The following is a 25332-nucleotide window of genomic DNA, read 5'->3' on the forward strand; positions in this document are numbered from 1 at the left end:
CTCGCCTGCCTTGATCGTCATCCCCGCGAAGGCGGGGATCCAGAACCTCTGACGTTGCGTCTCTACCGACGGACCTGCGCGTCTGGATTCCCGCCTTCGCGGTAATGACGGGAGGGGTCAGCGGGGCCGCGTCCACAGTCGCGGGTCGCGCGGGGTGTCGGGCAGCGCCTGTCGCCGCGCGGCCTTGAGCCCCGCGCGCGCGATCCATGCCAGCTTCGCGCCCTTCGAAGTCGTGACCCGGTGATCCCATGCCCGCGCCCCGCGCGCCGCGACTTCGCGCGCGATGTCGCCGTAGATCCCCGCCGCCGCCAGCACCGCCCACGCCGAACGGAACGACAGCGCCTTGGTCCCGATCGCAGCGCTGTCCTCGTGCAGCTGCGCGCGCGTTGCCAGCCGCTTCGCCAGCACCGCCAGCCGCTCGCGATACGGCGGCTTCATATGCTCGCCAGGCGGCATGTCCATTTCGACGAGCCAGTCGTCGGGCAGATAGCAGCGGTCGACGCGTGCATCCTCTTCGATATCGCGTGCGATATTGGCGAGCTGAAACGCCAGCCCCAGATCGCACGCGCGATCGAGCGTCGCGTCATCGTCGGGGGACACCCCCATCACCACCGCCATCAGCAAGCCGACCGCCCCCGCGACATGGTAGCAATAGCGGTAGAGATCGTCCTCGCTGCGTGGGTGCCAATCCTCGGCGTCGAGCTGGAACCCGTCGATCACGTCATGGACGAAGCGGCGCGGCAGCCCGGTTTCGCGCGCGACGACGCCCAGCGCGTCGAACGCCGGCTCGCCGGTCGTCTTCCCGTCGAGCGCGGCGTCGCTGAGGGCGCGGACCCGCGCGACCCGATCGCGCGCGTCGGCGACGATCGTGCGATCATGGCCATGATCCTGCCCGTCGACCAGATCGTCGCAGGCGCGGCACCAGGCGTAGAGCAGCCACGCACGCTCGCGCACGACCGGTGCGAACAATTTCGACGCGGCGGCGAAGCTCTTCGAGCCACGCGCGATCGACAGTCGCGCGGTGTCGACCAGCGCCGCGCGCGTGTCGCTCACAGGTCCGAGGCGGCCATGCGCACGATCGGCTGCGTCGGGACGTGCGCCGCCATCCGGTCGAGCAGCCCGCCGAGCGTCTCGTCGACGATCAACAGGTCGCGGTGCTGCGCGCGCAGGAAGCCGACCTCGCCCATCTTCTCCCAGAAGGCGACGATCGCGTCATAATAGCCGCCGGCGTTGAGCAGCCCGACCGGATCGGCGTGATAGCCGAGCTGCGCCCAGCTGAGCGCTTCCCACAGTTCGTCCATCGTGCCGGTGCCGCCGGGCAGCGTCACGAAGCCATCGGCGAGATCGGTGAACATCTGCTTGCGCTGGTGCATCCCGGTCACGACGTGGAGCTCGGTGAGACCGCGATGCGCGACCTCGGCATCGACCAGCGCCTGCGGGATCACGCCGATCACCTCGCCGCCCGCCGCGAGCGCGGCATCGGCGATCGCGCCCATCAACCCGAGCCGCCCGCCGCCATAGACGACGCCGATCCCGCGCGTCGCGAGCGTGTGGCCGACCTCACGCGCGAGATCGAGGTAGAAGGGGTCCGAGGGGGTGGCGGAGCCGCAGTAGATGGCAAGGCGCTTCATGATCCTCGCGCTACGGGATCGGCGCGGGTGGGGCAACCATTGTGCTGTGGCGTAATCCAGCGACCTGAGGGGCCACCACGGCGAACGCCGGGCCCAGGTTGGGGACGCTGATGCTACGCATGACGCTTCATCTCGTTGGCCTTCCTAACTAGGCCTCGGCTTTCGCCGGGGTGGCGACAAAGATGGTTCAAGCCCTTCCGCTCCAATTCGGGTTGCGCCAAGCCCGTCGGCACGTTCACCCCAGCGGTGGGACGCTCCAGTCGATCGCGCCGCGGCCGTGCGCAGCCAGAAAGACGTTGGCCTTGCTGAAATGGCCCGAACCGAACCAGCCCTTATAGGCCGACAACGGCGAGGGATGCGGGGCGGTGAGGATCAGGTGGCGGTCGCCGCCGGCGGCGGTGACGAGCGGCGCCTTGGCCTGCGCGTGGCTACCCCAGAGCATGAACACGGTCGGCGCATCTTGTTCGGCAACGGCGCGAATGATCGCGTCGGTCAGTTGCTCCCAGCCGCGTCCGCGATGCGCGGCGGCGCGACCCTCCGCGACGGTCAGCACCGTGTTAAGCAGCAAGACGCCCTGCTGCGCCCATTGTTCGAGAAAGCCGTGGGTCGGCGGCGCGATGCCGCAGTCAGTTGCCAGCTCGCGATAGATGTTGGCGAGGCTGGGCGGCGGCTTCACGCCCGGACGGACCGAGAAGCACAGGCCATGCGCCTGCCCTGCGCCGTGATAGGGGTCCTGCCCGAGGATTACCACGCGCACGTCGGGCAACGCGGTGAGTTCGAGCGCGCGGAAGCGCTCGGCAGCGGGCGGGAAGATCGTCGTCCCGGCCTGTTCCTCGGCGGCGAGGAAGCGGGTCAGCGCGGCCATCGCGTCACTGGCGAGCGGCGCGGCGAGTGCGTTGTGCCAGCTGGGATCGAACGTCGGCTGCACGTGCCTCAGCCGTCGCGGCGATGTTCGAGCAGCCATGGACGCGGGCGACCCGTCGGCTTTGGCGTGCCGTCGAGTCGGACGGAGCGTGTCACCACCACCGGGCGCAGCATCAGCGTGCCGTTCATCTGTTGGCCGGTCGGCTCAGCGAGGATGCGCTTGACGGTCTTCTGCCCCGCCACGACGCGACCGAACGCGGCATAGCCGGGGTCGCGTGGGCTCCAGTCCATGTAAGCTGCCGGGCCGACCGTGATGAAGAAATTGCCGTTCGCCGAGCCGGGCGGCCCCTTGCGCGCCATCGAGATCGTCATGTCGAGGTGGCGGATACCGGTCTTCCTGGTCGATTCATGCGGGATCATGTCGAGGAAGCGGCGCGCGTCGGTGCGGATGCCCGACTGGATAAAGCCGGTGCCGGGCAGCTTCTTGCTGCGCGCGGTGCGATAGAAGCTGACCCCGTCGAAGCGGCCATCGTCGACGTAGCGCAGGAAATTGGCGGTGGTGAGCGGCGCGTGGCGCTGATCGAGCGCGAGGATGATCGGGCCGTCGGCGGTTTCCAGCCGGACGCGCACCCAGCCCGGCGTGGCGCGGTCGGCGCGCTGGGCCGTGGCAGGCGCGGCAACGGCGAGGAGGGCGAGCAGCAGGTGAAGGCGACGCATCGCGCGGATGTACGGACGCGCGCGCACGATCGCAACGCCGTCAGATGCCGAGCCAGACGAGCGGTTCGGGGAGCGCGGTCGCGGCATAATCGACCTGAAGGACGCGGCGGCGGCGATTGCCCTGCGCGGCGGCCGAGGCGTGGAGGATCGGGGTGGCGTAGCACCAGACATCGCCTGCATCGGCGAGGCACGCGACGGTGCGGTGACGTGCGACGGTGTCGGCGATCGCGTCCTCGGGGATGCGGCCAAGACGGTGCGAGCCGGGGGCGATCAGCAAGGGTGCGTTGTCGGCGGGGGTGTCGTCGAGGTGGATGCGTAGCGTCACCATCGCTTCGGTGATCGCGAACGGGGGCTCGACGTGCTGAATGCCCTGTTTGGTTGACCACGGACCGTAGCCGGGAACGTGGGCGCGGGTCTGGACGGCGATCGTGCGATCCTGATGCCAGCCGAGCGACCAATTGGTGGCGGGGGTTTTGTCGAACAGAACCGCGCGCACCGGTTGCGTGGCGGCACCGAGGTGGAGCGTGGCGATGGCGTGGATGGGGCCGGCGGCGAGGAGAGCGGGTAGCGCGGGGTGGCCGTGGAGGCGGAGGCCGGCGCGGTCCTGCGGAAGGTCGTCGGCGAGCCTGTGAAGGGCGGGGAGGAGCGGGATCGCGGCGGCTGGATGGTGAGCGGCACCGTCACGGGACCAGTCGAGGGGCGGGGTGGCACTCATGAAGACAGGCGTACCGAGCCAACTTCGTCATTGCGAGTGCAGCGACGCAATCCAAGGCGTCTTGGCCCGGCTCTGGATTGCCTCTCTCTGCTCGCAATGACGACAGCGTGTGGGGCCACGACGCGGGAGTGAATCCCGCGTCGTCGGACGGCGCTGTGGCGCCGCCGGCCGTGTCGGCGGATGCAGCGTCGCTTCGCTTGCTACACCGGCGGGCAGGTTGCCCGCCTTCCGCCGTCAGAGCTTCTCCGTCAGCTCCGGCACGATCTTGAACAGATCCCCCACCAGGCCGAGGTCGGCGACCTGGAAGATCGGTGCATCCTCGTCCTTGTTGATCGCGATGATCGTCTTGGAGTCCTTCATGCCCGCAAGATGCTGGATCGCGCCCGAGATGCCGACCGCGACATAGACTTCCGGTGCGACGATCTTGCCGGTCTGGCCAACCTGATAGTCGTTCGGCACATAGCCCGCATCGACCGCGGCGCGGCTCGCGCCGACGCCTGCGCCGAGCTTGTCGGCGAGCGGCTCGATCAGTTCGTGGAACTTCTCGCCCGAACCGAGCGCGCGACCGCCCGAAACGATGACCTTCGCGCTGGTCAGCTCCGGACGCGTCGAGGCCGCGATCTCCTGATTGACGAACGTCGACAGGCCAGCGTCGCCGGTCGCGGCGACCGGCTCAACGGTGCCCGCGCCACCCTCGGCCGCTGCCTTCTCGAACGCGGTGCCGCGGACGGTGAGGACCTTCTTGGCATCCGACGTCCTGACGGTGGCGATCGCATTGCCGGCATAGATCGGGCGCGTGAACGTGTCCTCCCCCTCGACCGACAGCACGTCGCTGATCTGCATGACGTCGAGCAGCGCGGCGACGCGCGGGGCGACGGCCTTGCCGGTGGTGGTGGACGGCGCGACGAACGCGTCGTGATGCCCCATCAGTTCGACGACCAGGGGCGCGACATTCTCGGCGAGCTGATGCGCATAGGCCGCGTCATCGGCGACATGCACCTTGCCGACGCCCGCGATCTTCGCCGCCGCCTCAGCAACCGCGCCGACGCCCTGCCCGGCGACGAGCAGATGCACCTCGCCCAGCTTCGCCGCGGCGGTGACCGCGGAGAGCGTGGCGTCCTTGACGGTCGATCCGTCGTGTTCGACCCAAACCAGAGTCTTCATGATCTACCTCTCCGGAGACTTGCCCCGTTTGATCCGTCCGCCCTGAGCCTGTCGAAGGGCGTGTCCCGGAACCCGTGCTTCGACAGGCTCAGCACGAACGGCGGGAGGAATGGTGCGCCATGCCTCCCACCCCCAAACTATTTTGCGATGCCCATCGACTTGAGCCGGTTCACCAGCTCGTCGACATCGGCGACCTTGACGCCCGCCATGCGCTTGGCCGGCTCGGCGACGCTGACGACGGTCAGCCGCGGCGTCACATCGACGCCGAGGTCGGCCACGGTCTTGGTCGCGAGCGGCTTCGACTTGGCCTTCATGATGTTGGGCAGCGAGGCGTAGCGCGGCTCGTTGAGGCGCAGGTCGGTGGTGACGATCGCGGGCAGCTTGAACGTGTCCGTCTCCAGCCCGCCGTCGACCTCGCGGGTGACGGTGACGCTATCAGCGGCCAGCTCGACCTTCGACGCGAACGTACCCTGGCCCCAACCGAGCAGCCCGGCGAGCATCTGGCCGGTCTGGTTGTTGTCGTCGTCGATCGCCTGCTTGCCGAGGATCACTAATTGCGGCTGTTCCTCCTCGACGATCTTGGCGAGCAGCTTGGCGACGCCCAGCGGTTCGACCTTGGTCTCCGAGGTGACGAGGATCGCGCGGTCGGCGCCCATCGCCAGCGCGGTGCGCAGCGTGTCCTGCGCCTTCGGCTCGCCGATCGAGACGACGACGATCTCGGTGACGATGCCCTTTTCCTTGAGACGGATCGCTTCTTCGACCGCAATCTCATCGAACGGGTTCATGCTCATCTTGACGTTCGCGAGATCGACGCCCGAGCCGTCCGCCTTCACGCGGGGCTTTACATTATAGTCAAGCACGCGCTTGACCGGCACCAGCACCTTCATTGCGCTACCCTCCTCAATATATCCGGGCTGCTACCTGACGTTTACGTAAACATCAAGTGAGCGGCCGATGCGGCCGGGTTGCGGGCGGCCGGCATCCTCTGTCGTAAAGCGATAAAGCGTCAGGCCGCCGAGATGTCCATGGCGCTGCGCCAAATACGCGAAGGGCGAGGCCGGCGTGCCGACCCCGCCCCCGCGAGTCTTCGATACGGTCCGCGATGGTCGCGGTGCGTGTCAGGCGACCTTCTTGACCTCGGCGACGATCTTCTGTGCGGCATCGCCCAGATCGTTGGCGGGGACGATCGCGAGGCCCGAATTCGACAGGATTTCCTTGCCCTTGTCGACGTTCGTGCCCTCGAGGCGCACGACCAGCGGCACCGACAGGTTCACTTCCTTCGCCGCGGCGACGATGCCCTCGGCGATGATGTCGCACTTCATGATCCCGCCGAAGATGTTGACGAGGATCCCCTTCACCGCCGGATCGGCAAGGATGATCTTGAACGCGGCCGTCACCTTCTCCTTGCTCGCGCCACCACCGACGTCGAGGAAGTTGGCCGGGAACATGCCGTTCAGCTTGATGATGTCCATCGTCGCCATCGCGAGCCCGGCACCGTTGACCATGCAGCCGATGTCGCCGTCCAGCTTGATATAGGCAAGGTCGTACTTCGACGCTTCCAGCTCGGCGGCGTCTTCCTCGGTCTCGTCGCGCAGCTCGGCGAGATCCTTGTGGCGGAACATCGCATTGCCGTCGAAGGCGACCTTGGCGTCGAGCACCATCAGCTTGCCGTCTTCCGTGACGGCGAGCGGGTTGATCTCGATCTGCTCGGCATCGGTACCCAGGAACGCGTCGTACAGCTTCGCCGCGACGTTCGACGCCTGCTTGGCCAGATCGCCGGTGAGCTCGAGCGCGCCCGCGACCGCGCGGCCGTGATGCGGCTGGAAGCCGGTCGCCGGATCGACGTCGATCGAGTGGATCTTCTCGGGCGTGTCATGCGCGACCGTCTCGATGTCCATGCCACCCTCGGTCGAGGCGACGAACGAGATGCGACCCGTGGCGCGATTGACGAGCAATGCGAGGTAGAATTCCTTCGCGATGTCGACGCCATCGGTCACGTACAGGCGGTTGACCTGCTTGCCGGCTTCGCCGGTCTGGATCGTCACCAACGTGTTGCCGAGCATCTCGGTCGCGGCGTGGCGGACCTCGTCCTCGGTCTTGGCGAGGCGGACGCCGCCCTTGCTGCCCTCGGGAAGCTCCTTGAACTTGCCCTTGCCGCGTCCGCCGGCGTGGATCTGCGCCTTGACGACATAGAGCGGTCCGGGAAGCTTCTTCGACACTTCGACCGCCTCATCCACGCTCATCGCGGCGAAGCCGGCGGGCACGGGCACGCCGAATTTCGCGAGCAGTTCCTTGGCCTGATATTCGTGGATGTTCACGGGGCTCTCCCAAGTGCAGCGATAAAATCCCGGCAGCCTAAAGCACAAGGGCGGCGGCAAATCCACCCTTTATCGCCTCGCATTTGCGATGCAATTGCAATAAGGGATTTTTGCGGCTTCCTATATCGCTTGCTTACCCGTTCGTGCTGAGCTTGTCGAAGCACGTGTCAAGGCCAGAGTACTTGGGGCAAACACGCCGACAAGCGCCGTGCGAACAATCGGGCTTGCAGCGCCTCGTCTTGCCACCACTCGCCGGGTTGCTCTTTCGTTCCGGCAGCGCCATGTCATGAAGCGTGATCCGTCTACCGCATCCCGCGCTGCACGCGAGCCATTCGGGCATCTGGATGGCGGATGGAGAGACGACGCGGGCCTTGTCGCGCGGCGAGGCGATCCGGCTGGCGGCGGATACGCCGGTGATCCTGCTGAACGCGCCGCTGATTGGACAGCGGCTGGGCTATGCGGACCTGTCCGGGCTGGACCTGCTGGAGTTGTTCGCATTCCTGCACCCAGCGCGCTTCATGGTGCCGACCCCCAAGGGCGTGGCCGACGTATGCGGGATGGCTGCGCCGACGCGCGACGATGACGTGGCGGCGTTCCTGCGCGACGCAACGGTGCGGATGCTGGCAGTGACCGAGGGTGACTGGCCCGAGCGCGAGGGCGCGTGGACCGCGGCGCAATCGCTGACCCGCGCGCGCTGGGCATGGGCGCCGGTCGTCGGGCCACGGATCGCCAAGCCGCAGCAGAACGAGCGCTGGCTGTTCGCGCGGCTGCCCGAATGGGAAGAGGTCGCGCCACGGCCCGCCCCGCGCAGCATCACGCTGGGCGAGCGCGCGGTGCTCGACCGCCTCGACCGGCTGACCGGCGAGGGAGCCGAGCCGCGCGCCGGGCAGCGTGCCTATGCCGTGGCCGCCGGCGCCGCCTTCGCGCCGCGCGCCACACGCGAAGCGCCCAACCTGATGCTCGCGGAGGCGGGGACGGGGATCGGCAAGACGCTCGGCTATCTCGCCCCCGCCAGCCTGTGGGCGGAACAGGCCGGAGGCGCGGTGTGGGTATCGACCTATACCAAGGCGCTGCAACGTCAGCTCGGGCATGAGACGCGACGCCTCTATCCCGATCGCGCGCTGCGCAAGGCGAAGGTGGTGACTCGCAAGGGGCGGGAGAATTATCTGTGCCTGCTCAACCTCGAGGATGCCTTGCAGGGCGGCTTCGCGGGGCGGGCGGCGATCCTTGCGCATCTGGTGGCGCGCTGGGCGGCCTACACCGACGATGGCGACATGATCGGTGGCGACTTGCCCGGCTGGCTGGTCGCGCTGTTCCGCCGCAACGGCTCGGCGGCGCTGACCGACCGACGCGGCGAGTGCGTCTATGCCGGCTGCCCGCATTACCGGAAATGCTTCATCGAGCGAGCCGCCCGCGCCTCGGCGGAGGCGGATCTGGTGATCGCTAACCATGCGCTGGTGATGGTCAATGCCGCGCGCGGGCGCGAGTTGGCGACGCGGCCGACGCGCTATGTCTTCGACGAGGGACATCATCTGTTCGACGCCGCCGATGCGATGTTCGGCACCGCGCTGACCGGCGCGGAGACGATCGAGCTGCGGCGCTGGATCGTCGGGCCGGAGGGGACGTCACGCGGCCGACGGCGCGGATTGCAGGCACGGCTCTCGGATGTCGCGAGCTATGACGAACAGGGCGGGCGCGCGGTGACCGACATCGTCGGCGCCGCGCAGGCGTTGGCGTCCGATGGCTGGCTGTCACGCGTCGCCGAGGGGCAGCCGTTCGGCGCGATCGAGGCGCTGCTGGGGGCGGTCCGCGGTCTCGCCTATGCGCGCGCTGAGGAGCGCGGCGCGGATGCGGGCTATGGCCTCGAGACCGAACTCGCCGAACCCTCGCCCGAACTGATCGAGGCCGCCGCCCCTGCCGCGCAGGCGCTCGACGCGCTGGTGCGGCCGATGGTGGCGCTCGGCAAGCGGCTGGAGGCGGTGCTCGCGGAAGGGCCGGACTGGCTCGACGGGCAGGCGCGCGCGCGGGTGGAGGGAGCGATCGCCTCGCTCGGCTGGCGTGCGGAGACGGTCGCGTCGTGGCTGGCGCTGCTGGCGCGCGTCGGTGGCCCGGCCGATCCGCGCTTCGTCGACTGGTTGGCGGTCGATCGCGTCGAGGGCCGCGAATATGACATGGGGCTGCACCGCCGCTGGCTCGACCCGACGCTGCCCTTCGCCGAGACGGTGCTGAAAGGTGCGCACGGGGCGCTGGTGACGTCGGCGACGCTGACCGCGGGCGGCGACTGGGACACCGCCGAGGCACGGGTGGGTGCACCGCATCTGCCGCGCGCGGCGGGGCGGTTCCAGGTCGAGTCGCCGTTCGATTATGCGGCGCGTGCCGAGGTGGTGATCGTCACCGACGTAAAGCGTGGCGACATTCCCGCGCTCGCCAACGCCTATGCGCGGCTGGTGGAGGCGAGCGAAGGCGGCGCTTTGGGCCTATTCACCGCGATCCGGCGACTTCGGGCGGTTCATGCGCGTGTCGCCGACCGGTTGGCGCGCGCCGGGTTGCCGCTCCACGCGCAGCATGTCGATCCGGTCGATACCGGGACACTGGTCGACATCTTCCGCGACGATCCGCACGCCAGCCTGTTCGGCACCGATGCACTGCGCGACGGGGTCGACGTGCCGGGCCACTCCCTGCGGCTGGTGGTGATGGAGGGGGTGCCATGGCCCAAGCCGACCGTACTCCACGCCGCGCGGCGGCTGACCGGGGGCGGCAGCGCGTATGACGACCGGATCGTGCGCGCGCGGCTGGCGCAGGCGTTCGGTCGGCTGATCCGGCGCGGGAGCGACGCCGGGCTTTTCGTGCTGCTGTCCGCGGCGATGCCCTCGCGGTTGCTCGATGCGTTTCCGCCGGGCGTGACGGTGACGCGGGTGCCGCTCGACGAAGCGGCCGAAAGAGTGAGGCGGCGGCTTTCCACCGTGCGTGACATGGGGCATGACGCAGCCCTCGACGCCTGACGGAGACCAATGCCCCGTGAAGACGCTGACGCTGTTGCGCCATGCCAAATCGGGCTGGGACGATCCGGTGCTCCGCGATTTCGATCGCCCGCTCAACGCGCGCGGGCGGCGCGCGGCGGTGACGATGGGCCGCCATCTCCGCGACCTGGGGCTGACGTTCGACCGGGTCGTGGCGTCACCTGCGACCCGCGTCGACGAAACGGTCGTCGAGGTGGCGCGTGGGCTGGGGCGGGCGTTGATGCCGGTATGGGATCGGCGGCTGTACCTCGCTGCGCCGACGACATTGCTCGACGTGGTGCATGAGTGCGATGCGGCGGCGGGCTCGCTGCTGCTGATCGGGCACAATCCGGGGCTCGAAGAACTGACGCTGCTGCTGATCCCCGACGATGCGGCGACGTTGCGAATGGCCGCCGAGGAGAAGTATCCGACGGCGACGCTTGCCGAGATCACGTTCGATACCGACGATTGGGCAGAGCTGAGTGCCGGCAGCGGACGATTGACCCGCTTCATCCGGCCGCGCGACGTCGATCCGGCGCTGGGGCCGGACGGAGACTAACGGCCGCCCTTTGCTAGCAGCGAACGTTGGCGGGCGTTGCCGCGCGGATGCTGCATTGCGGATGACCCATCATCGTCACTTGCGCATCGGGGCCGGCGGTGATCCGGGCCGTGCTGCGCGCGGCGGCGCGGACGATCAGGTCACCCGCCGCCTGAACAACGGTCCGCTCGGTCGACAGCGCCTCGGTGTCGATCGTGCCGGGCCCGTTGCCGGCGAGCCGCGCCTCGGTCGCGCGCCCGGCGGCGGTGATCGTGCCTTCGCCGACCAGTGTCGCGTCGAACCGCTCGGCATCGACGCGCCCGATGGTGACGCTCCCCGCCCCCGCGATCGAGACGGTCGCGCGCGCGCCGCGCAACGAGTCGATGCGCACCGTCGCGGGGGCGAACAGTGCGACGGTATCGAGCCGCGGGGTGGCGACGACGATCTCGGCAGGCGCGGTGCTGCCGCGGGGCGCGCGGATCGTCAGTGTATTACCGTCGACGCGCAGGTCGAGTGCGTCGAGCGTGGCCCGATCGGTGGCGGTGCCGCGGACGCCATTGCCGCCGCCGGTGACGACACTGACGGTCACCGGCGCCTCGATCCTCAAGCGTTCGATGCTGCCGACCGGCCAGCGTCGCTCGGCGGCCTGAACGGGCGTCGCGAGCAGCGCGATGAGCGCGATCAGCCCCCGCACCGCACCGTGCCGGATCCGGCCTTGCGGACGGTGCAGCGCGCCCCGCCGCCGAGATCGACATCGCCCGAGCCGGCCAGCGACACCGTCGCGGGGCCGCGGACGGTGGCGCGAATGTCGCCCGAGCCGGCGGACTTGATCGCAGCCTCTCGCGCGACCAGCGCCGCGGCATCGACATTGCCCGATCCGGCGAGGTTGAGCGAAAACTGCCCGGTCTGACCCGCAGTGGTAATGTTACCCGATCCGGAGAGCGACAGCCCGAGCGAGTCGGTCGCGACCTGCGCGATCCGGAGATTGCCCGATCCGGCGAGTCGGGCGTCGAAGCTGCTGCCGCGCACCTGGTCGATGGTGAGATTGCCCGAGCCGTCGAGTGATGCGGCGTTCAATCGGGGCAGCGTCACGAAGACGCGCGCCTTGCCGCGCTGCCACGTCGAGGAGCGTCGGCGCGAGATCGTGAGGCGATCACCGTCGCGGGTCACCGTGATCTTGTCGAGCACTTGCGGATCACCTTCGGCGCGCACGGCGAACCCGGCGCCGACACGCACATCGACATCGTCGCTGCCCGCCAGCTTCACGGCGGTGAAGTCGCGGACGGCATAGGTTCGCGTCGTGCCGGATCCCTGCGCCGCCACCTCCTGCCCTTCGATGTTGGCATTGTTGCCGCATGCGACCAGTGGCAGCAGCATCGCGAGAACCATCGTCCGCATCTGACATCTCCGCTTCGTGTGTTGTCTTGATAATACACACGAGAGGTGCGCACAAACGAAAAGAGGCGACCGTCGCCGGCCGCCCCTTCTGCACGCAACAGGGATGATGCCGCGTCAGGCGGGCACCTTGTCCTTGTTGTAGATCGCCGCGGCCTTGCGGAGGATGTCGAGGATCTTCTCCTGCGCGGCCGGCTCGTCGATCTGTTCCATCGCGGCGAGTTCACGCGCAAGGCGGCTGCACGCGCCTTCGAAGATCTGCCGCTCGGAATAGCTCTGCTCGGGCTGGTCGTCGGCACGGAACAGGTCGCGGACCACTTCGGCGATCGACGCGAGGTCGCCCGAATTGATCTTCGCCTCATATTCCTGCGCACGGCGCGACCACATGGTGCGCTTCACCTTGGGCTTGCCCTTGAGCGTTTCCATCGCCTCGCGCATCGTCTTGTCCGACGACAGCTTGCGCATACCGACCGATTCGGCCTTGTTGGTGGGAACGCGGAGCGTCATCCGCTCCTTTTCGAACCGCAGGACGTACAGCTCCAGCTGCATTCCGGCGATTTCCTGTTTCTGCAACTCGATGACGCGCCCGACGCCGTGCTTGGGGTAAACGACATAATCGCCGACATCGAAATGCAGAGCCTTGGCAGCCATAGGTGGCCTTTCCAATGTTGTGGCCCCAACGGACCCGACCGTGGCGCAAGCGCCGCGTTGCTGATCGGGCTGGGGCAAAAAGGTTGGACGTCTCCGGCGGACGCTAAGGAAGCGCCCGTGCCGGACGTATATAACCCACTCGCAACAAAATTTCCAGCCTGTTTAGGGCAGAGTCGCTGACGATGCGGAACTTTCTTACAATGCGCGCGTGTCGTGACGTGACAGCCAGGCGCGGACAATCGCGATTGTCTCGGCGGGTCGATCCGAAAAGGTGCCGTGTGCGGCGCCAGGAATCACGGTCACTTCCGCGCCGCCCGGGACGCGGGCCGCGAAGCCAAGTGCGGTAACCGGGCGCGCTTCATCATATTGGCCGACCATGAAAAGCGTGCGCTTGCCCTCGAGTTTCGCAAGCAGCGGCGTGCCGTCGTAATCGCGCAATGTGCCGGTCGAGACGAACTCGCTCTTGCCCCACATCGTCTCGTACAGGCGCTGGTCGAAGCCACGTCCCAGCGTCGACCGCATCGCCACGGGCGCATCTTCGCGGCGATTATAGTGGCGGTAAAAGACCTCGGTGGCCTGTTCGCACAGCGATGCCGCGGGCGGGGTGCCGCTTTCGCACGCCAGGAGCGTATCGCGGGTGACGGGCGGAAGCGCGGCGCGCAACGCATCGGCGTCGGCGAGCCAGGCGCGGGTGGTGATCAACGGGCCACCGAGGATCGTGCTGACCAATTCGGCCGGGCGGCGCGCGGCATATTCGAGCGCGATCGTTCCGCCCCAGCTGACGCCGCAGACGTGCCAGCGGGTGACGGCGAGTCCATGCCGGATCGCCTCCAGTTCGTCGACGAAGCGCGGCACGCGCCAATTGGCGGGGTCCTGCGGCCAGTCGGAACGGCCGCTGTCGAGCTGGTCGTAGAGGATCACCGCGCGCTGATCGGCGAGTTCCAGGGCGTCGAGCATCGCATTGTGGGTGCCGCCGGGACCGCCATGGATCAGCACCAGCGGCGGGCGCGGGCCGTTCAGGTCACCGTTGACGCGAACATAGATCCGCCCGCCGGGCACGGGCAGCATCGCTTCGCGATCGGGCGGCGGATAGGTAGCGTCGCGCGCGAACGCGGGGAGTGGGGCCAGCGCCGCCGCACCGCCGGCCAGCAGCGCACGGCGGGTCACCCGCATGTGCGTCAGTCGCCCTTGCCGGGCTCGGGCGAGAAGAACTTGTCGTACTTGCCCTCGACGCCCTTCAGTTCATCGGCGTCGGCCGGGGTCTGGTCCAGCTTGCGCGTGACGTTGGGCCATTGCGCCGAGAAGGTGTTGTTCAGCTCCAGCCATTGCTCCAGCCCGCTCTCGGTATCGGGAAGGATCGCCTCGGCCGGGCATTCGGGCTCGCAGACGCCGCAGTCGATACATTCCGACGGGTTGATGACGAGCATGTTCTCGCCTTCGTAGAAGCAGTCGACCGGACATACTTCCACGCAGTCCATATACTTGCAGCGGATGCAGGCGTCGGTGACGACATAGGTCATGGTCGGCTAATTCCTCACTTCTCGCGCGCCGCTTTCGCGCCGTCGGTGTCGCGCGTCAACGCTCCTGCTGATGAAACCGGTCCGGACAGGGCCAGTTCCTGATAACAAGCCTGCGCCTCCGGGGCCGGGCCGCGGCGCATCGGGAGCGCCTCGACCCGCAACACCCGCACGCGGCCCGCATGGAAGAAGGTGAGGATGTTGCCGATCCGCACGGGTGCATGTGCGCGGTCGATCACGCGACCGTCGATGCGGAAATGTCCATCGCAGGCGAGGGCCTGTGCGATGTCGCGAGTCTTCGCCAGCCGCGCGAACCACAGATAGCGGTCGAGCCGCATCGTCGGCTCGCCGGTCACCGCCCCATCAGTCCGGCAAGCGCGGCGAAGGCATTGGCCGGATCGGGTGCGGCGACCTTGGCACGCGGACGTCCGCGCCAGACGTAGTGCGGTGCCGTGTCGAGCGTGGCGACCGGACGGAAGCCCAGTTCGGCCATCAGTCGCGCGATCGTCGCGGGTTCCAGCCCGATCGACACCGCCAACGCGGGATCGGGTGCGAACGGCGTGCGGCCGTTCGCGCCGCGCGCGTCATGCGCGGCGCGCGCGACGCGTTCGACGAGGTCGATCCGCACCGCCTGCCCGCCGAGCGCGCGATGACCCATCAACGGCACCGCACCCGGCGTGCCGCGCGGCAGCGACGTCGCGCCCGCGGGCGGCACGGCGGGGATGGGCGTGCCGTACGCAGCGAGCAGCGCGCGACGCCATGCCTGCGCCGCGGGCTTGAGGAGGCGCGGATCGAACAGGTCGAGCGCGCCGATCGTGATCCGCTGCCGCCGCAGCCATTGCCGCTGTCCCGACGACAGCGCCTCGACCGCGTCGCGCAGCGGCAGGCGTTGGGCGAAGCCTGCGCCGGCCTCCATCGCTGCGGCGATGCTGCGCAGCACGGGCCCGGCTTCGGCAGCGCGCGTCGCCGTCGACAATGCCGCCAGCGCCGGGAGGGTGCGGGCGATCGTTGCCGTGGTCCAGAGCCGCAGCCGTTCGGCGACGCGGTTGCGCAAGGGTGGGTCGAGACAGTCGAGGGCTTCGTCGAGCGTTACCTGCGGGCGTGCGAGCGAGGTGCCGCGCGACAGGCGGGCGACGACCAGTGCGCTCCCTTCATTGTCTGCCTCTTCCGCACCGTTCGACAGGCTCTGCACGACCGGTTCGGCGGTACCGGACCTGGAAAGGTATCGCAGCCCGCTGACCGTAATCGTTCCGTCGTCACCGAGCGCGAAGCGCGCGTCGTCGCTGGCGATCAGCGCCTCGGCACGGCGGCGGCGCTCACCCGCGAGTCGCTTCTCGGCAGTGGCGAGCAGCAGGCGCTTGTCGTGCGCGCGCGCATCGGGGGCGACGACGAAGCGGAAACCGTCGAGTCGGCCGATCGTGTGGGTATCGATCGTCACCTCGCCCTGCGCGTCGATCTCGACCGGCAACATCCCGACGCCACCGCCGATCTTCTTCGCCAGCGCGGTGGTGCGCTTGTCGACGAAGCGCTGCGTCAGGCTGAGATGGAGTGCGTCGGAGAGCCGTTCCTCGATCTCCAGCGTGCGCGCCGCCCAGGTCTGCGGGTCGGCGAGCCAGTCGGGGCGCTGCGCGATATAGGCCCAGCTGCGGATCGCGGCGATGCGGCCGGCGATCGTCTCGACATCGCCTTCGGTACGGTCGAGCCGCGCGACCTCGTCGGCGAACCATTGGTGCGGGATATGGCCTTGCGACAGATAGCCGAACACACGTCCGACGAAGCGCGCGTGCGGATCGAGCCCGAGCTTGGCGAAATCGGGAATACCGCACGCCGCCCATAGCCGCGCGACATTGCCGCGCGCGCGGTCGCGGACGCCGGGTTCCTCGGCGAGCCGCTTGAGGATCTTGAGGTCGAGCGCCTCGGGCGCGGCGCGCAACGCGAGATCGTCGGGGCGCTGCGACAGGCTGGCGACCAAAGCGTCGATGCTCGACAGATCGGGCGTGCCGTTGCGCCAGTAGAGCCAGTCCAGTCGCGGGAAGCGGTGGCCCTCGATCGCGGCGACTTCCTCGGGTTCGAACGCGTCGGGGCCGTCCTCGGACAGCGCGCCGAACGTGCCGTCGCGCTGGTGTCGCCCGGCGCGGCCGGCGATCTGCGCCATCTCCGACACGCGCAAGCGGCGGCGTTGCTGGCCATCGAACTTGTGGAGCCCGGCAAAGGCGACATGCCCGACGTCGAGGTTGAGCCCCATGCCGATCGCGTCGGTGGCGACGAGGTAATCGACCTCGCCGGCCTGGAACATCGCGACCTGTGCGTTGCGGGTACGCGGCGACAGCGCGCCCATCACCACCGCCGCGCCGCCGCGCAGGCGCCGCAGCATCTCGGCGGTGGCGTAGACTTCTTCGGCGGAGAAGGCGACGATCGCCGAACGGCGCGGCAGCCGCGACAGCTTCTTCGCGCCGGCATAGCTGAGCGTCGAGAAGCGAGGGCGCTCGACGATCTCGATACCGGGCACCAGCGCACGCAACACCGGGCGCAGCGACTCGGAACCGAGGATCATCGTCTCCTCGCGACCGCGCGCGCGCAGGATACGATCAGTGAAGACATGCCCGCGCTCTCGGTCGCTGCCGAGCTGCGCCTCGTCGAGCGCGACGAACGCGACGTCCCGCTCCATGGGCATACTCTCGGCGGTGCACAGGAACCAGCGCGCGTCCTTCGGGACGATCCGTTCCTCGCCGGTGATCAGCGCGACGCGATCGGCGCCCTTGATCGCGACGACGCGGTCATAGACCTCGCGCGCCAGCAGGCGCAGCGGGAAACCGATCATGCCGCTGGAATGCGCGCACATCCGCTCGATCGCGAGATGGGTCTTGCCGGTGTTGGTCGGACCCAGCACGGCCGTAACGCGGGGTCGGTCGAAAGCCACCATGACCTGCCCTACATCGGATGTGTGGTGCGGGGATGCAATTGCTGCAAATCGGGCGCCTCCGGTTCGCCGTCCCAGATCAACGCTCCACCGCAGCGCGACGCTCCGAAGTGCGCGGTTAATTTGACTTTAGCGAATCACGTCCACAACGCTGCGCCTGACGCAGGTCGCCTGGGGCGGCATGCTTTTCGAGAGCGGGGCAGAAGCCGGCGTGTTCTTGCGCGAGCAACAGGGGCTGGAATGGGCAGGCGCGGGCGCGGGTACGCCCGGCCGCGTCGTCATGCCCGACGCCGATCGCGCCTGGCTGCATCGCGCGCGCGCTGCGGCGCGCGACGCCGATTGGGTGCCCGATCTCGGCCGCGATATCGGCAGCCTGACGTGGTGGCGCGGGCTGGCGACGTGCACCGCTTTGTGCGCGGGCGCGTGGTTCCTGTCGCCGGGCTTCCAGCCTTTAATCGGGGCGAGCGCGCCGGTGATGGGCGAGGCGGCGTTCGAGGAAGCGCGGACGCAGTCGTTCGCACCGCTCGCACTGGGGGCGACGACCGGGCGACGGATGGCGGCGGGGGCGCTGGTGCGTCCGCTGAGCGAAACTCCGGAGCGACCGCAGATCGAACTGACCGCGGCGCTGGGCGATGGCGATACGCTGGCGGGCACGTTGCAGCGCGCCGGGGTCGGCGGCGGCGAGGCGGCGCGCGTCGCGGGGCTGGTCGGGGCTGCGACGCTGCGGCCGGGGACGTTGCTGTCGCTGACGCTGGGGCGACGTCCGACCAAATTCCAGCCGCGTCCGCTGGAGAAGCTCGATTTCCGCGCCGCCTTCGATCTCAACATGACGGTGCTGCGCGCGGGCGAGGGGCTGACGGTGCTGCGCCGTCCGATTGCGATCGACCGCACCCCGCTGCATGTGCGTGGGATCGTCGGCGCGAGCCTGTACCGTTCGGCACGTGCGGCGGGGGTGCCAGCGCGCGTGGTCGAGAATTATCTCAAGGCGCTTGGCGCACATATGCCGATCGAGCGGATCGACTCGAGCGACACGTTCGACATCGTCGCCGACCAGCAGCGCGCCGCGACCGGCGAGGTCGAGGTCGGGCAGCTCCAATATGCCGGGCTCGATCAGGGGCGGCAGAAGGTGACGTTGGTGCGCTGGGGCGACCGCGACGGCACCGACGGTACGCTGATGGACCCCGGCGGGCAGGTCGAGCGGCGCGGGACGATGGGGATGCCGGTCGCGGGGCGGGTCACCTCGACGTTCGGGATGCGGATGCACCCGCTGCTCGGCTTCATGCGGATGCACAAGGGCACCGATATTGGCGCGCCGTACGGCAGCCCGATCTATGCCGCGATGGACGGCGTGGTGCAGTCGGCCGGGCGCGCGGGCGGTTACGGCAATTTCGTCAAGCTCGCGCACTCCGGCGGGCTGACGAGCGGTTACGGCCATATGAGCCGCTTCGCGGTGCGGGCGGGGATGCGCGTCGCACGCGGGCAGGTGATCGGCTATGTCGGGTCGACCGGCATCTCGACCGGGCCGCACCTGCATTGGGAAGTGTGGCGGAACGGGCAGCCGGTGAATCCGCGCAGCATCTCGATGAGCAGCCTGCAGGCGCTGCCCGCCGCGACGATCCGCGCGATGAAGGCGAAGATGGCGCGACTGCTCGACACGCCGCTGCGCTGATCTTGCGGGCGGCGAAGTGCCGACCCACATCGCTGTTTCCATGCCGCTTCATCTCACCAAGGTCGCGTTCGGCGCGGCGAGCGTCGACCTGCTTGCCGAGCGCTTGCGGGCGCGCGCCGCCGCCGGGCCCGTGTTCCTGACCACGCGCTATCTGCCCAAGCGCCACGAGGAAGTGGCGGGGCAGGGGTCGCTGTTCTGGATCATCAAGCACCAGCTGGTTGCGCGCTCGCCGATCCTGTCGTTCGGCGACGCCGAGGGTGGGCGCGTCGCGATCCATATCGATCCCGATCTGCGGCTGGTGCTGGCGCAGCCGCGGCGGGCGCATCAGGGCTGGCGCTATCTGGAGGCGGACGATGCGCCGGTCGATCTGGGCGGCGACGTCGCCGACGGACTTGCGGCGATGCCGCCGGTGCTGGTGGGGAAGCTGAACGAACTGGGGTTGATCTGACCCCTTTCGTCATTCCCGCGACGGCGGGAACCCAGAACCTCGGGTGTTCCGGTTCTTGCGATGGACCTGCGCGGGGATGACGGTTGGGCGGAGAGTCAGTCGTGCTTGCGACCGAAGTCGGCCGCGGCATCGTCCTGGCCCTGATCGACGATCGACCGCCGGATCGCGCGGGTTCGCGCGAAGCGGTCGTGGAGCGCGTCGCCGTCGCCCCAGCGGATCGCCCGCTGTAGCTGGCTCAGGTCCTCGCTGAAGCGTTGCAGCATCTCCAGCACCGCGTCCTTGTTCGACAGGAACACGTCGCGCCACATCACCGGGTCGGAGGCGGCGATGCGCGTGAAGTCGCGGAAGCCGCCTGCGGAGAATTTGATGACCTCCGACTGCGTCACCTGTTGCAGGTCATCGGCGGTCCCGACGATCGTATAGGCGATCAGGTGCGGCAGGTGGCTGGTGACGGCGAGGACCAGATCGTGGTGATCGGGGGCCATCCGCTCGACATCCGCGCCGATCCGCCGCCAGAAATCCTCGACGCGGATCGTCGCCGCCTCGTCGCTTTCCGGCAAGGGCGTGACGATGCACCAGCGCCCGCGGAACAGCGTCCCGAAGCCCGCTTCCGGCCCGCTCTGTTCGGTGCCCGCGACCGGGTGCGCGGGGACGACGCGCGCCGGGGGCAGCACCGCCGATAGCGCCTGCGCAACCGAGGCCTTGCAGCTCCCGACATCGCTGACGATTGCGTCGGTGGGCAAGTCGGCGGCGATCTCGGCCGCCACCGCGCCCATCGCACCGACCGGCACGCACAGGATCACCAGATCGGCGTCGGTGACCGCCGCCCCGGCACGATCGGCGACGTCGTCGAGCAGGTCGATGCGCCGCGCGACCTCACGCACGGCCGGGTCGGCGTCATGCCCGGTCAGCCGCACGGTCGGCATATATTGCCGCACCGCGCGCGCGATCGAGGAGCCGATCAGCCCGAGGCCGATGATCGAGACACGCGAAAACGGCAGCATCAGCCGCGCTCGATGCCCTTGTCGGGGGCGGTGGCATGGGCGGGGCTCGCACCACGCTCGACCAGGTCACGCAGTGCGGCGGCGACGCCGCGCGTCTCGGCCTCGGTACCGATCGTGATCCGCAGCCCCTGCGCAAGGCCCTGGCCCGGCAGCCAGCGGACGATATAGCCCGCATCCATCAGCCCCTTATAGGCGGTTTCGGCGGTCAGCGCGCCCTCGAACACCACCAGCACGAAGTTGGCCTCGCTCGGGATTGCGCGCAGCCCGGCGTTGCCCAGCTTGGTGACTTCGGCGGCGAACCACGCGCGCCACTCGGCATTGTGCGCACGGGTGTGCTCGACGAACGCGCGGTCCTCGACCGCGGCGACCGCGGCGCGCTGCCCGCCGATCGTGATGTTGAACGGAAGGCGGATGCGGTGCAGCGCCTGGACGATCTCCGCATGGGCATAACCCCAGCCGATCCGCTCGGCAGCCAAGCCGTGAATCTTCGAAAAAGTGCGCGTCACCAGGACGTTGCGCGCGGTCTTGGCCAGTTCCAGACCGCCATCGTCGTCCTGGTCGGCGAGGTATTCGGCATAGGCCTGGTCGAGCACCAGCAGCACATCGCCCGGCAGCGCCGCGTGGAGCCGCGCGATCTCGGTAGCAGGCGCGAAGGTGCCGGTCGGGTTGTTGGGATTGGCGACATAGACGACGCGTGTCCGATCGGTGACGCAGGCGAGGATCGCGTCGACATCGGTGGCATAGTCGCGGTCAGGCGCGATCACCGGGGTGGCGCCGACACGCCGCGTCGCGATCTCGTAGACCGCAAAGCCGTAACGGACGAAGATCACCTCGTCGCCCGGCCCGGCATACGCCCCTGCGGCAAGATGCAGGATCTCGTCCGAGCCGTTGCCGTAGATGATCCGCGCCGCGTCGAGCCCGAAGCGCGCCGCGATCGCCTCGCGCACGATCGCGCCGCTGGCATCGGGGTAACGCTCCAGCGTGTCCGCCGCCGAGGCGTAGGCCGCACGAGCGGCGGGCGAGGTGCCGAGCGGGTTCTCGTTCGACGACAATTTGGCGACGGTGCGTCCGTCGTCGGTGGTCGAGCGCCCCGGAATGTACGGGGCGATGTCCATGATCCAGGGCTTGGGAGCGGGCGCGTTCGTCATGGCCGATGCGGGTAGCGCGCGCGCGCCGCGGGGGAAGGGGCAGGCGCGCCTATAGCGGTGCGTCGGGCTTGTAGCCGACCTCGGCGATCGAGGTGCCATCGGGGTTCTTGCCGTCGCGGTACAGCGCGTTGACCTTCTGGCGTTGCGCCCAGGTCAAATTTTCCCAATTCTTGCGGTCGATGCTCGGATGACGTTCGCCGATCGCGGCGGCGCGCTGGCGGCCGCCTCTGGATGCGGCGCTGCGCTGCTTCGCGCGCTCCGCCAGATTTGTTTTCAGCGCGTCGTCGAGCGCGCCCGCGTTGACGATCTGCTCGAGCTTGTCGAGGAACGCCATGAATCTGGCTTCTGGTATGTGGTTCGTCGCCGATCCGCTGAGCGCAAGCGGGGTGCCGCCCAGCTTGACCGTGAAGGCGACGACGCCGTTCTGGGCCTGCCACCAGCGGCCGCCGCCGTTGATCGTACGGCGTTCCGCGAATTGCTCGCGCGTCCGCACAATGCCGTCGAGCAATGGACGGCGCGTTTTCTCGAGATCGTCGGACCGCACGGCGAACGCCTCGGCAAGACCTTCGTTATCGATGAAGCCGGCGAGTGAATCCATCATTCCCATCTGCGCCTCCCTGGCTCTCGAACTGGCGCTAGGTGGCGCGCGTTACCGATCGGTCAACGTGGGTGGCTAATCGATCAGTGCAGATTAGCTGTGTCGGACGGAAGTCATTCCACCGCGCGCGAAAGGATCAAGGAACTTGTCTGGCGCGATAAGGCGTAAAAATAACGATAAATCAAGTGGCTGCAACGCCAATCGATGCGATCTGGACTAATAGGTCGAGAGCGTAGAACCAGAAAGTATTGTGATAGCCGTTTTCACGCGATCATCATTTCCACCATTCTGGGTAAACACATTCAACGAAGTTCGTGAAACCGACGATAAGGGGGCCGGGTCATTCCTTAATTGTCATTAACCGTATCTACGAGGCAGCGATGTCGCGCGAGGTGCGCCGATCGGAGTAAGCTACGATGTCGATCACGAAGAAGGCGGCGCTTGCCGCGATGTTGCTGTGCGGGGCAACGATCACGGCCACCAGCGCCAATGCCGCCACGCCGATCAGTCTCGACGCCGGGTCGGTCAGCACCAGCGGTCCGACCGATTACGCCAGCTTGCTGGGCAATCTGGCGAAGTTCGACAGCAGCCTTGGCGCGTTGACCGCCGCCTACCTGACGGTCGGCTATTCGTTCCAGTCGACGATCACCGTTTCGGCGACCACCGACTCCACCGGCCGCGTTCGCACGGAATCGGCGGCGCAGTTCCTGTCGAGCGACGCGGGGGTCAAGTCGGTCCTCGACACGCTGGTCAACACCACCAGCGCCGGGATCGGAACCGCGGACCTGTCCCCGGCCGCCTATGACCTGCTGGGCACGAGTTCGATCTACTCGGTCGGGCCGAGCTCGACATCGTCGCAGATTTTCGCCAGTAATGCATCGACGTCACAGGTTTTCGCGATCACCGGTGCGTCGCTGGCCGCGTTCGTCGCCAACGGCGGCGGCTCGTTCGACGTCTCGGCCAAGACGCTGACCGGGCTGCTGCTGTCCGCGACCGGCGGCAACGCCGCGGCGGCGCAGCAGACCAGCGCCACCTCCACGGTGGGCATCCGCTACGAATATGTCGCCGCGCCGGTGGCTGAGCCAGCGACCTGGGCGCTGATGATCCTGGGCTTCGGCGTGGTCGGGTACAGCCTGCGCCGTCGTTCTGCCACGCTCAAGCTGGTCTGACGACCGACACCGTCCGATTCCCGCGCCGACATGGCGTCGGGGATCGGGTGACCGGGTGGCGGTGCCGCCATCTCGACACCGGCACCTACGGGCGGGTAAAGGCGGCGGCTCGATGCTCACCACGCCTTCCTCGCTCGATCAGCGGTTCGGCCTGTCGCGGCGTGTCGTGCTGCCGGGGTCGCTCAGGCTCGACGGCGGCGCGCTGCTCGCGCCGGTCGAGATCGCCTATGAAACCTATGGCACGCTGGCGGCGGACGGCGGCAATGCGATGCTGGTCTGCCACGCGCTGACCGGCGATCAGCACCTTGCCAGCGCGCATCCGCGCACCGGCAAGCCGGGGTGGTGGCAGCGGATGGTCGGGCCGGGCAAGCCGATCGACACCGATCGTTATTTCGTCATCTGTACCAACGTGTTGGGTTCCTGCATGGGCTCGACCGGACCGGCAAGCGTCGATCCGTCGACCGGGCGACCGTATGCGATGGCGTTTCCGGTCATCACGATCCGCGACATGGTGCGCGCACAGGCGCTGCTGCTCGATCATCTGGGGGTGGCGCGGCTTGCGGCGGTCGTCGGCGGATCGATGGGCGGGATGCAGGCGCTGAGCTGGGCGGCGACCTTCCCCGAACGCGTCGAGCGATGCGTCGTCCTCGCTTCGACCGCGCGGCATTCGGCGCAGAATATCGCCTTCCACGAGGTCGGGCGGCAGGCGGTGATGGCCGATCCGAACTGGCGCGGCGGCGACTATTACGACAGCGACCCGCCCGCCGCCGGGCTGGCGGTGGCGCGGATGGCGGCGCACATCACCTATCTGTCCGAGGCGGGACTGACCGAGAAGTTCGGCCGGCGCCTGCAGGCGCGCGCGCAGAAATCCTTCGGATTCGACGCCGATTTCCAGGTGGAAAGCTATCTGCGGCATCAGGGCCTTGCGTTCACGGACCGGTTCGATGCCAACAGCTACCTCTACATCACCCGCGCGCTCGACTATTTCGATCTGGCCGAGGAGCATGGCGGGCTGCTCGCCAACGCCTTCCGCGGCACGGCGACGCGCTTCTGCCTCGTCAGCTTCGACACCGACTGGCTGTACCCGACCGCCGAGTCGCGCAGCATCGTCCACGCCCTGATGGCGGCGGGCGCGCCGGCGAGCTTCGTCGAGCTGTCGAGCCCGTTCGGGCATGACGCCTTCCTGCTCGACTCACCTGAGCTGGACCGTGTGATCCACGGTTTCCTGAGTGCCGGTCGATGAGTTTGCGTCCGGACCTCGCGATCATCGCCGCGCATCTCCCCGCGGGCGCACGCGCGCTCGATATCGGATGCGGCGACGGCGAGTTGATGGCGGCGCTGCGCGACGAACGCGGCGCGGACGTGCGCGGACTGGAACTCGATCCGGGCAATGTCGCGGCGGCGGTCGGGCGTGGGCTGTCGGTGATCCAGGGCGATGCGGATGTCGATCTGGCGGGCTATCCCGACCAGAGCTTCGATTATGCTATCCTCAGCCAGACGCTGCAGACCGCGCGCGCGCCCGACCGGGTCCTCGACGAATTGCTGCGGATCGGACGGTTCGCGTTCGTCAGCTTTCCCAATTTCGCGCATTGGCGCGTGCGGCTGTCGCTCTTGTGGGGCGGACGGATGCCAGTCACCCGGCTGCTGCCCGAACGCTGGTATGACACGCCCAACATCCACCACCTGACGATCGACGATTTCCGCGCGCATCTCGCCGAGCGCGGGGTGATCGTGGAGGGAGCGTGGTTCTTGTCCGGGGACAAGCAGACCGGCGGCGCGGCGGCGAACTTTCTCGCCGAACATGCGATCTTCCTGCTGCGTCGGGAACAAAGACCACTTGATCGCGGTTAAGCGGCCGTGACTGGAA

At 68.4% G+C, this 25332-nt stretch carries 25 protein-coding genes; 7 read left to right on the top strand and 18 right to left on the bottom strand.

Going from position 1 to position 25332, the window contains the following annotated elements; genetic code table 11:
* Positions 1 to 117 precede the first annotated feature (117 nt).
* The 8 genes from QP166_RS17890 to sucC form a co-directional block, all read right to left on the bottom strand.
* On the bottom strand, positions 118 to 1053 hold the full coding sequence (locus QP166_RS17890) for a phytoene/squalene synthase family protein (protein ID WP_333917130.1): 936 nt from the start codon (positions 1051 to 1053) through the stop codon (positions 118 to 120).
* Positions 1050 to 1631: a TIGR00730 family Rossman fold protein gene (locus tag QP166_RS17895; RefSeq protein WP_159753592.1), complete on the bottom strand. Its 582-nt coding sequence runs from the start codon at positions 1629 to 1631 to the stop codon at positions 1050 to 1052. The genes QP166_RS17890 and QP166_RS17895 overlap by 4 nt, the downstream gene beginning before the upstream one ends.
* A 235-nt stretch (positions 1632 to 1866) precedes the next feature.
* Positions 1867 to 2559, bottom strand: a complete 693-nt coding sequence (gene ung, locus QP166_RS17900) for a uracil-DNA glycosylase (RefSeq protein ID WP_333917131.1) — start codon at positions 2557 to 2559, stop codon at positions 1867 to 1869.
* 5 nt (positions 2560 to 2564) lie between these two features.
* Positions 2565 to 3212: a peptidylprolyl isomerase gene (locus QP166_RS17905; RefSeq protein WP_333917382.1), complete on the bottom strand. Its 648-nt coding sequence runs from the start codon at positions 3210 to 3212 to the stop codon at positions 2565 to 2567.
* Positions 3213 to 3252: 40 nt separating this feature from the next.
* Positions 3253 to 3927: a phytanoyl-CoA dioxygenase family protein gene (locus QP166_RS17910; RefSeq protein WP_333917132.1), complete on the bottom strand. Its 675-nt coding sequence runs from the start codon at positions 3925 to 3927 to the stop codon at positions 3253 to 3255.
* 234 nt (positions 3928 to 4161) lie between these two features.
* The gene (locus QP166_RS17915; RefSeq protein ID WP_333917133.1) at positions 4162 to 5091 is read right to left on the bottom strand and encodes an electron transfer flavoprotein subunit alpha/FixB family protein; all 930 of its coding nucleotides are present in this window, start codon (positions 5089 to 5091) and stop codon (positions 4162 to 4164) included.
* Positions 5092 to 5228: 137 nt separating this feature from the next.
* Positions 5229 to 5978 carry an electron transfer flavoprotein subunit beta/FixA family protein gene (locus QP166_RS17920; RefSeq protein WP_333917134.1) on the bottom strand — a complete coding sequence of 250 codons (750 nt, stop codon included), beginning with the start codon at positions 5976 to 5978 and terminating at the stop codon, positions 5229 to 5231.
* 231 nt (positions 5979 to 6209) lie between these two features.
* Complete coding sequence (gene sucC / locus QP166_RS17925) at positions 6210 to 7409, bottom strand: ADP-forming succinate--CoA ligase subunit beta (RefSeq protein ID WP_333917135.1); 1200 nt, start codon at positions 7407 to 7409, stop codon at positions 6210 to 6212.
* Positions 7410 to 7753: 344 nt separating this feature from the next.
* On the opposite strand from sucC, the gene QP166_RS17930 reads away from it, so the two are divergent.
* Entirely contained in the window at positions 7754 to 10411 is a 2658-nt protein-coding gene (locus tag QP166_RS17930; protein ID WP_333917383.1) for an ATP-dependent DNA helicase, read from the top strand.
* A 16-nt stretch (positions 10412 to 10427) separates the two neighbouring features.
* A complete protein-coding gene (locus QP166_RS17935; RefSeq protein WP_333917136.1) occupies positions 10428 to 10967 on the top strand; it encodes a SixA phosphatase family protein in 540 nt (179 codons plus the stop codon).
* 13 nt (positions 10968 to 10980) lie between these two features.
* Here QP166_RS17935 and QP166_RS17940 read toward each other — a convergent pair whose 3' ends face one another.
* The 7 genes from QP166_RS17940 to QP166_RS17970 all read right to left on the bottom strand — a co-directional run bounded on the left by QP166_RS17940 (position 10981) and on the right by QP166_RS17970 (position 17432).
* Positions 10981 to 11640 (bottom strand): GIN domain-containing protein, encoded by a 660-nt coding sequence (locus tag QP166_RS17940; RefSeq protein ID WP_333917137.1) that lies wholly within the window; start codon positions 11638 to 11640, stop codon positions 10981 to 10983.
* Positions 11628 to 12344 carry a head GIN domain-containing protein gene (locus tag QP166_RS17945; protein WP_333917138.1) on the bottom strand — a complete coding sequence of 239 codons (717 nt, stop codon included), beginning with the start codon at positions 12342 to 12344 and terminating at the stop codon, positions 11628 to 11630. The genes QP166_RS17940 and QP166_RS17945 overlap by 13 nt, the downstream gene beginning before the upstream one ends.
* A gap of 114 nt (positions 12345 to 12458) precedes the next feature.
* Positions 12459 to 12992: a CarD family transcriptional regulator gene (locus QP166_RS17950; protein ID WP_022684772.1), complete on the bottom strand. Its 534-nt coding sequence runs from the start codon at positions 12990 to 12992 to the stop codon at positions 12459 to 12461.
* A gap of 195 nt (positions 12993 to 13187) precedes the next feature.
* Positions 13188 to 14165 carry a proline iminopeptidase-family hydrolase gene (locus tag QP166_RS17955; RefSeq protein ID WP_333917139.1) on the bottom strand — a complete coding sequence of 326 codons (978 nt, stop codon included), beginning with the start codon at positions 14163 to 14165 and terminating at the stop codon, positions 13188 to 13190.
* Between the two features lie 5 nt (positions 14166 to 14170).
* On the bottom strand, positions 14171 to 14512 hold the full coding sequence (fdxA, locus tag QP166_RS17960; protein WP_333917140.1) for a ferredoxin FdxA: 342 nt from the start codon (positions 14510 to 14512) through the stop codon (positions 14171 to 14173).
* A 14-nt stretch (positions 14513 to 14526) separates the two neighbouring features.
* On the bottom strand, positions 14527 to 14847 hold the full coding sequence (locus tag QP166_RS17965; RefSeq protein WP_333917384.1) for an RNA-binding S4 domain-containing protein: 321 nt from the start codon (positions 14845 to 14847) through the stop codon (positions 14527 to 14529).
* A gap of 14 nt (positions 14848 to 14861) precedes the next feature.
* Positions 14862 to 17432, bottom strand: a complete 2571-nt coding sequence (locus QP166_RS17970; protein WP_333917141.1) for a helicase-related protein — start codon at positions 17430 to 17432, stop codon at positions 14862 to 14864.
* A gap of 178 nt (positions 17433 to 17610) precedes the next feature.
* On the opposite strand from QP166_RS17970, the gene QP166_RS17975 reads away from it, so the two are divergent.
* Positions 17611 to 19098, top strand: coding sequence for a M23 family metallopeptidase (locus QP166_RS17975; protein WP_333917142.1), 1488 nt, complete (start codon positions 17611 to 17613; stop codon positions 19096 to 19098).
* A 40-nt stretch (positions 19099 to 19138) separates the two neighbouring features.
* Positions 19139 to 19546, top strand: a complete 408-nt coding sequence (locus QP166_RS17980; RefSeq protein ID WP_333917143.1) for a DUF1489 domain-containing protein — start codon at positions 19139 to 19141, stop codon at positions 19544 to 19546.
* A gap of 95 nt (positions 19547 to 19641) precedes the next feature.
* Here the strand turns inward: QP166_RS17980 and QP166_RS17985 are convergent, their stop codons facing one another.
* The 3 genes from QP166_RS17985 to QP166_RS17995 are packed head-to-tail and all read right to left on the bottom strand — an operon-like array spanning position 19642 to position 22305.
* Complete coding sequence (locus tag QP166_RS17985; protein ID WP_333917144.1) at positions 19642 to 20550, bottom strand: prephenate/arogenate dehydrogenase family protein; 909 nt, start codon at positions 20548 to 20550, stop codon at positions 19642 to 19644.
* Positions 20550 to 21698 carry a histidinol-phosphate transaminase gene (gene hisC / locus QP166_RS17990; RefSeq protein WP_333917145.1) on the bottom strand — a complete coding sequence of 383 codons (1149 nt, stop codon included), beginning with the start codon at positions 21696 to 21698 and terminating at the stop codon, positions 20550 to 20552. The genes QP166_RS17985 and hisC overlap by 1 nt, the downstream gene beginning before the upstream one ends.
* Before the next feature lie 49 nt (positions 21699 to 21747).
* On the bottom strand, positions 21748 to 22305 hold the full coding sequence (locus tag QP166_RS17995; protein WP_333917146.1) for a hypothetical protein: 558 nt from the start codon (positions 22303 to 22305) through the stop codon (positions 21748 to 21750).
* Positions 22306 to 22712: 407 nt separating this feature from the next.
* Between QP166_RS17995 and QP166_RS18000 the strand changes: the two genes are divergently transcribed.
* From QP166_RS18000 to metW, 3 genes are all read left to right on the top strand, one after another.
* Complete coding sequence (locus tag QP166_RS18000; protein ID WP_333917147.1) at positions 22713 to 23465, top strand: PEPxxWA-CTERM sorting domain-containing protein; 753 nt, start codon at positions 22713 to 22715, stop codon at positions 23463 to 23465.
* Positions 23466 to 23577: 112 nt separating this feature from the next.
* Positions 23578 to 24708, top strand: a complete 1131-nt coding sequence (gene metX, locus QP166_RS18005) for a homoserine O-acetyltransferase MetX (RefSeq protein WP_333917148.1) — start codon at positions 23578 to 23580, stop codon at positions 24706 to 24708.
* Positions 24705 to 25316: a methionine biosynthesis protein MetW gene (gene metW, locus QP166_RS18010; protein ID WP_333917149.1), complete on the top strand. Its 612-nt coding sequence runs from the start codon at positions 24705 to 24707 to the stop codon at positions 25314 to 25316. Before metX ends, metW begins: the two co-directional genes overlap by 4 nt.
* Positions 25317 to 25332 lie beyond the last annotated feature (16 nt).

The organism is Sphingomonas sp. LR60 (assembly GCF_036855935.1).
Classification (GTDB): domain Bacteria; phylum Pseudomonadota; class Alphaproteobacteria; order Sphingomonadales; family Sphingomonadaceae; genus Sphingomonas.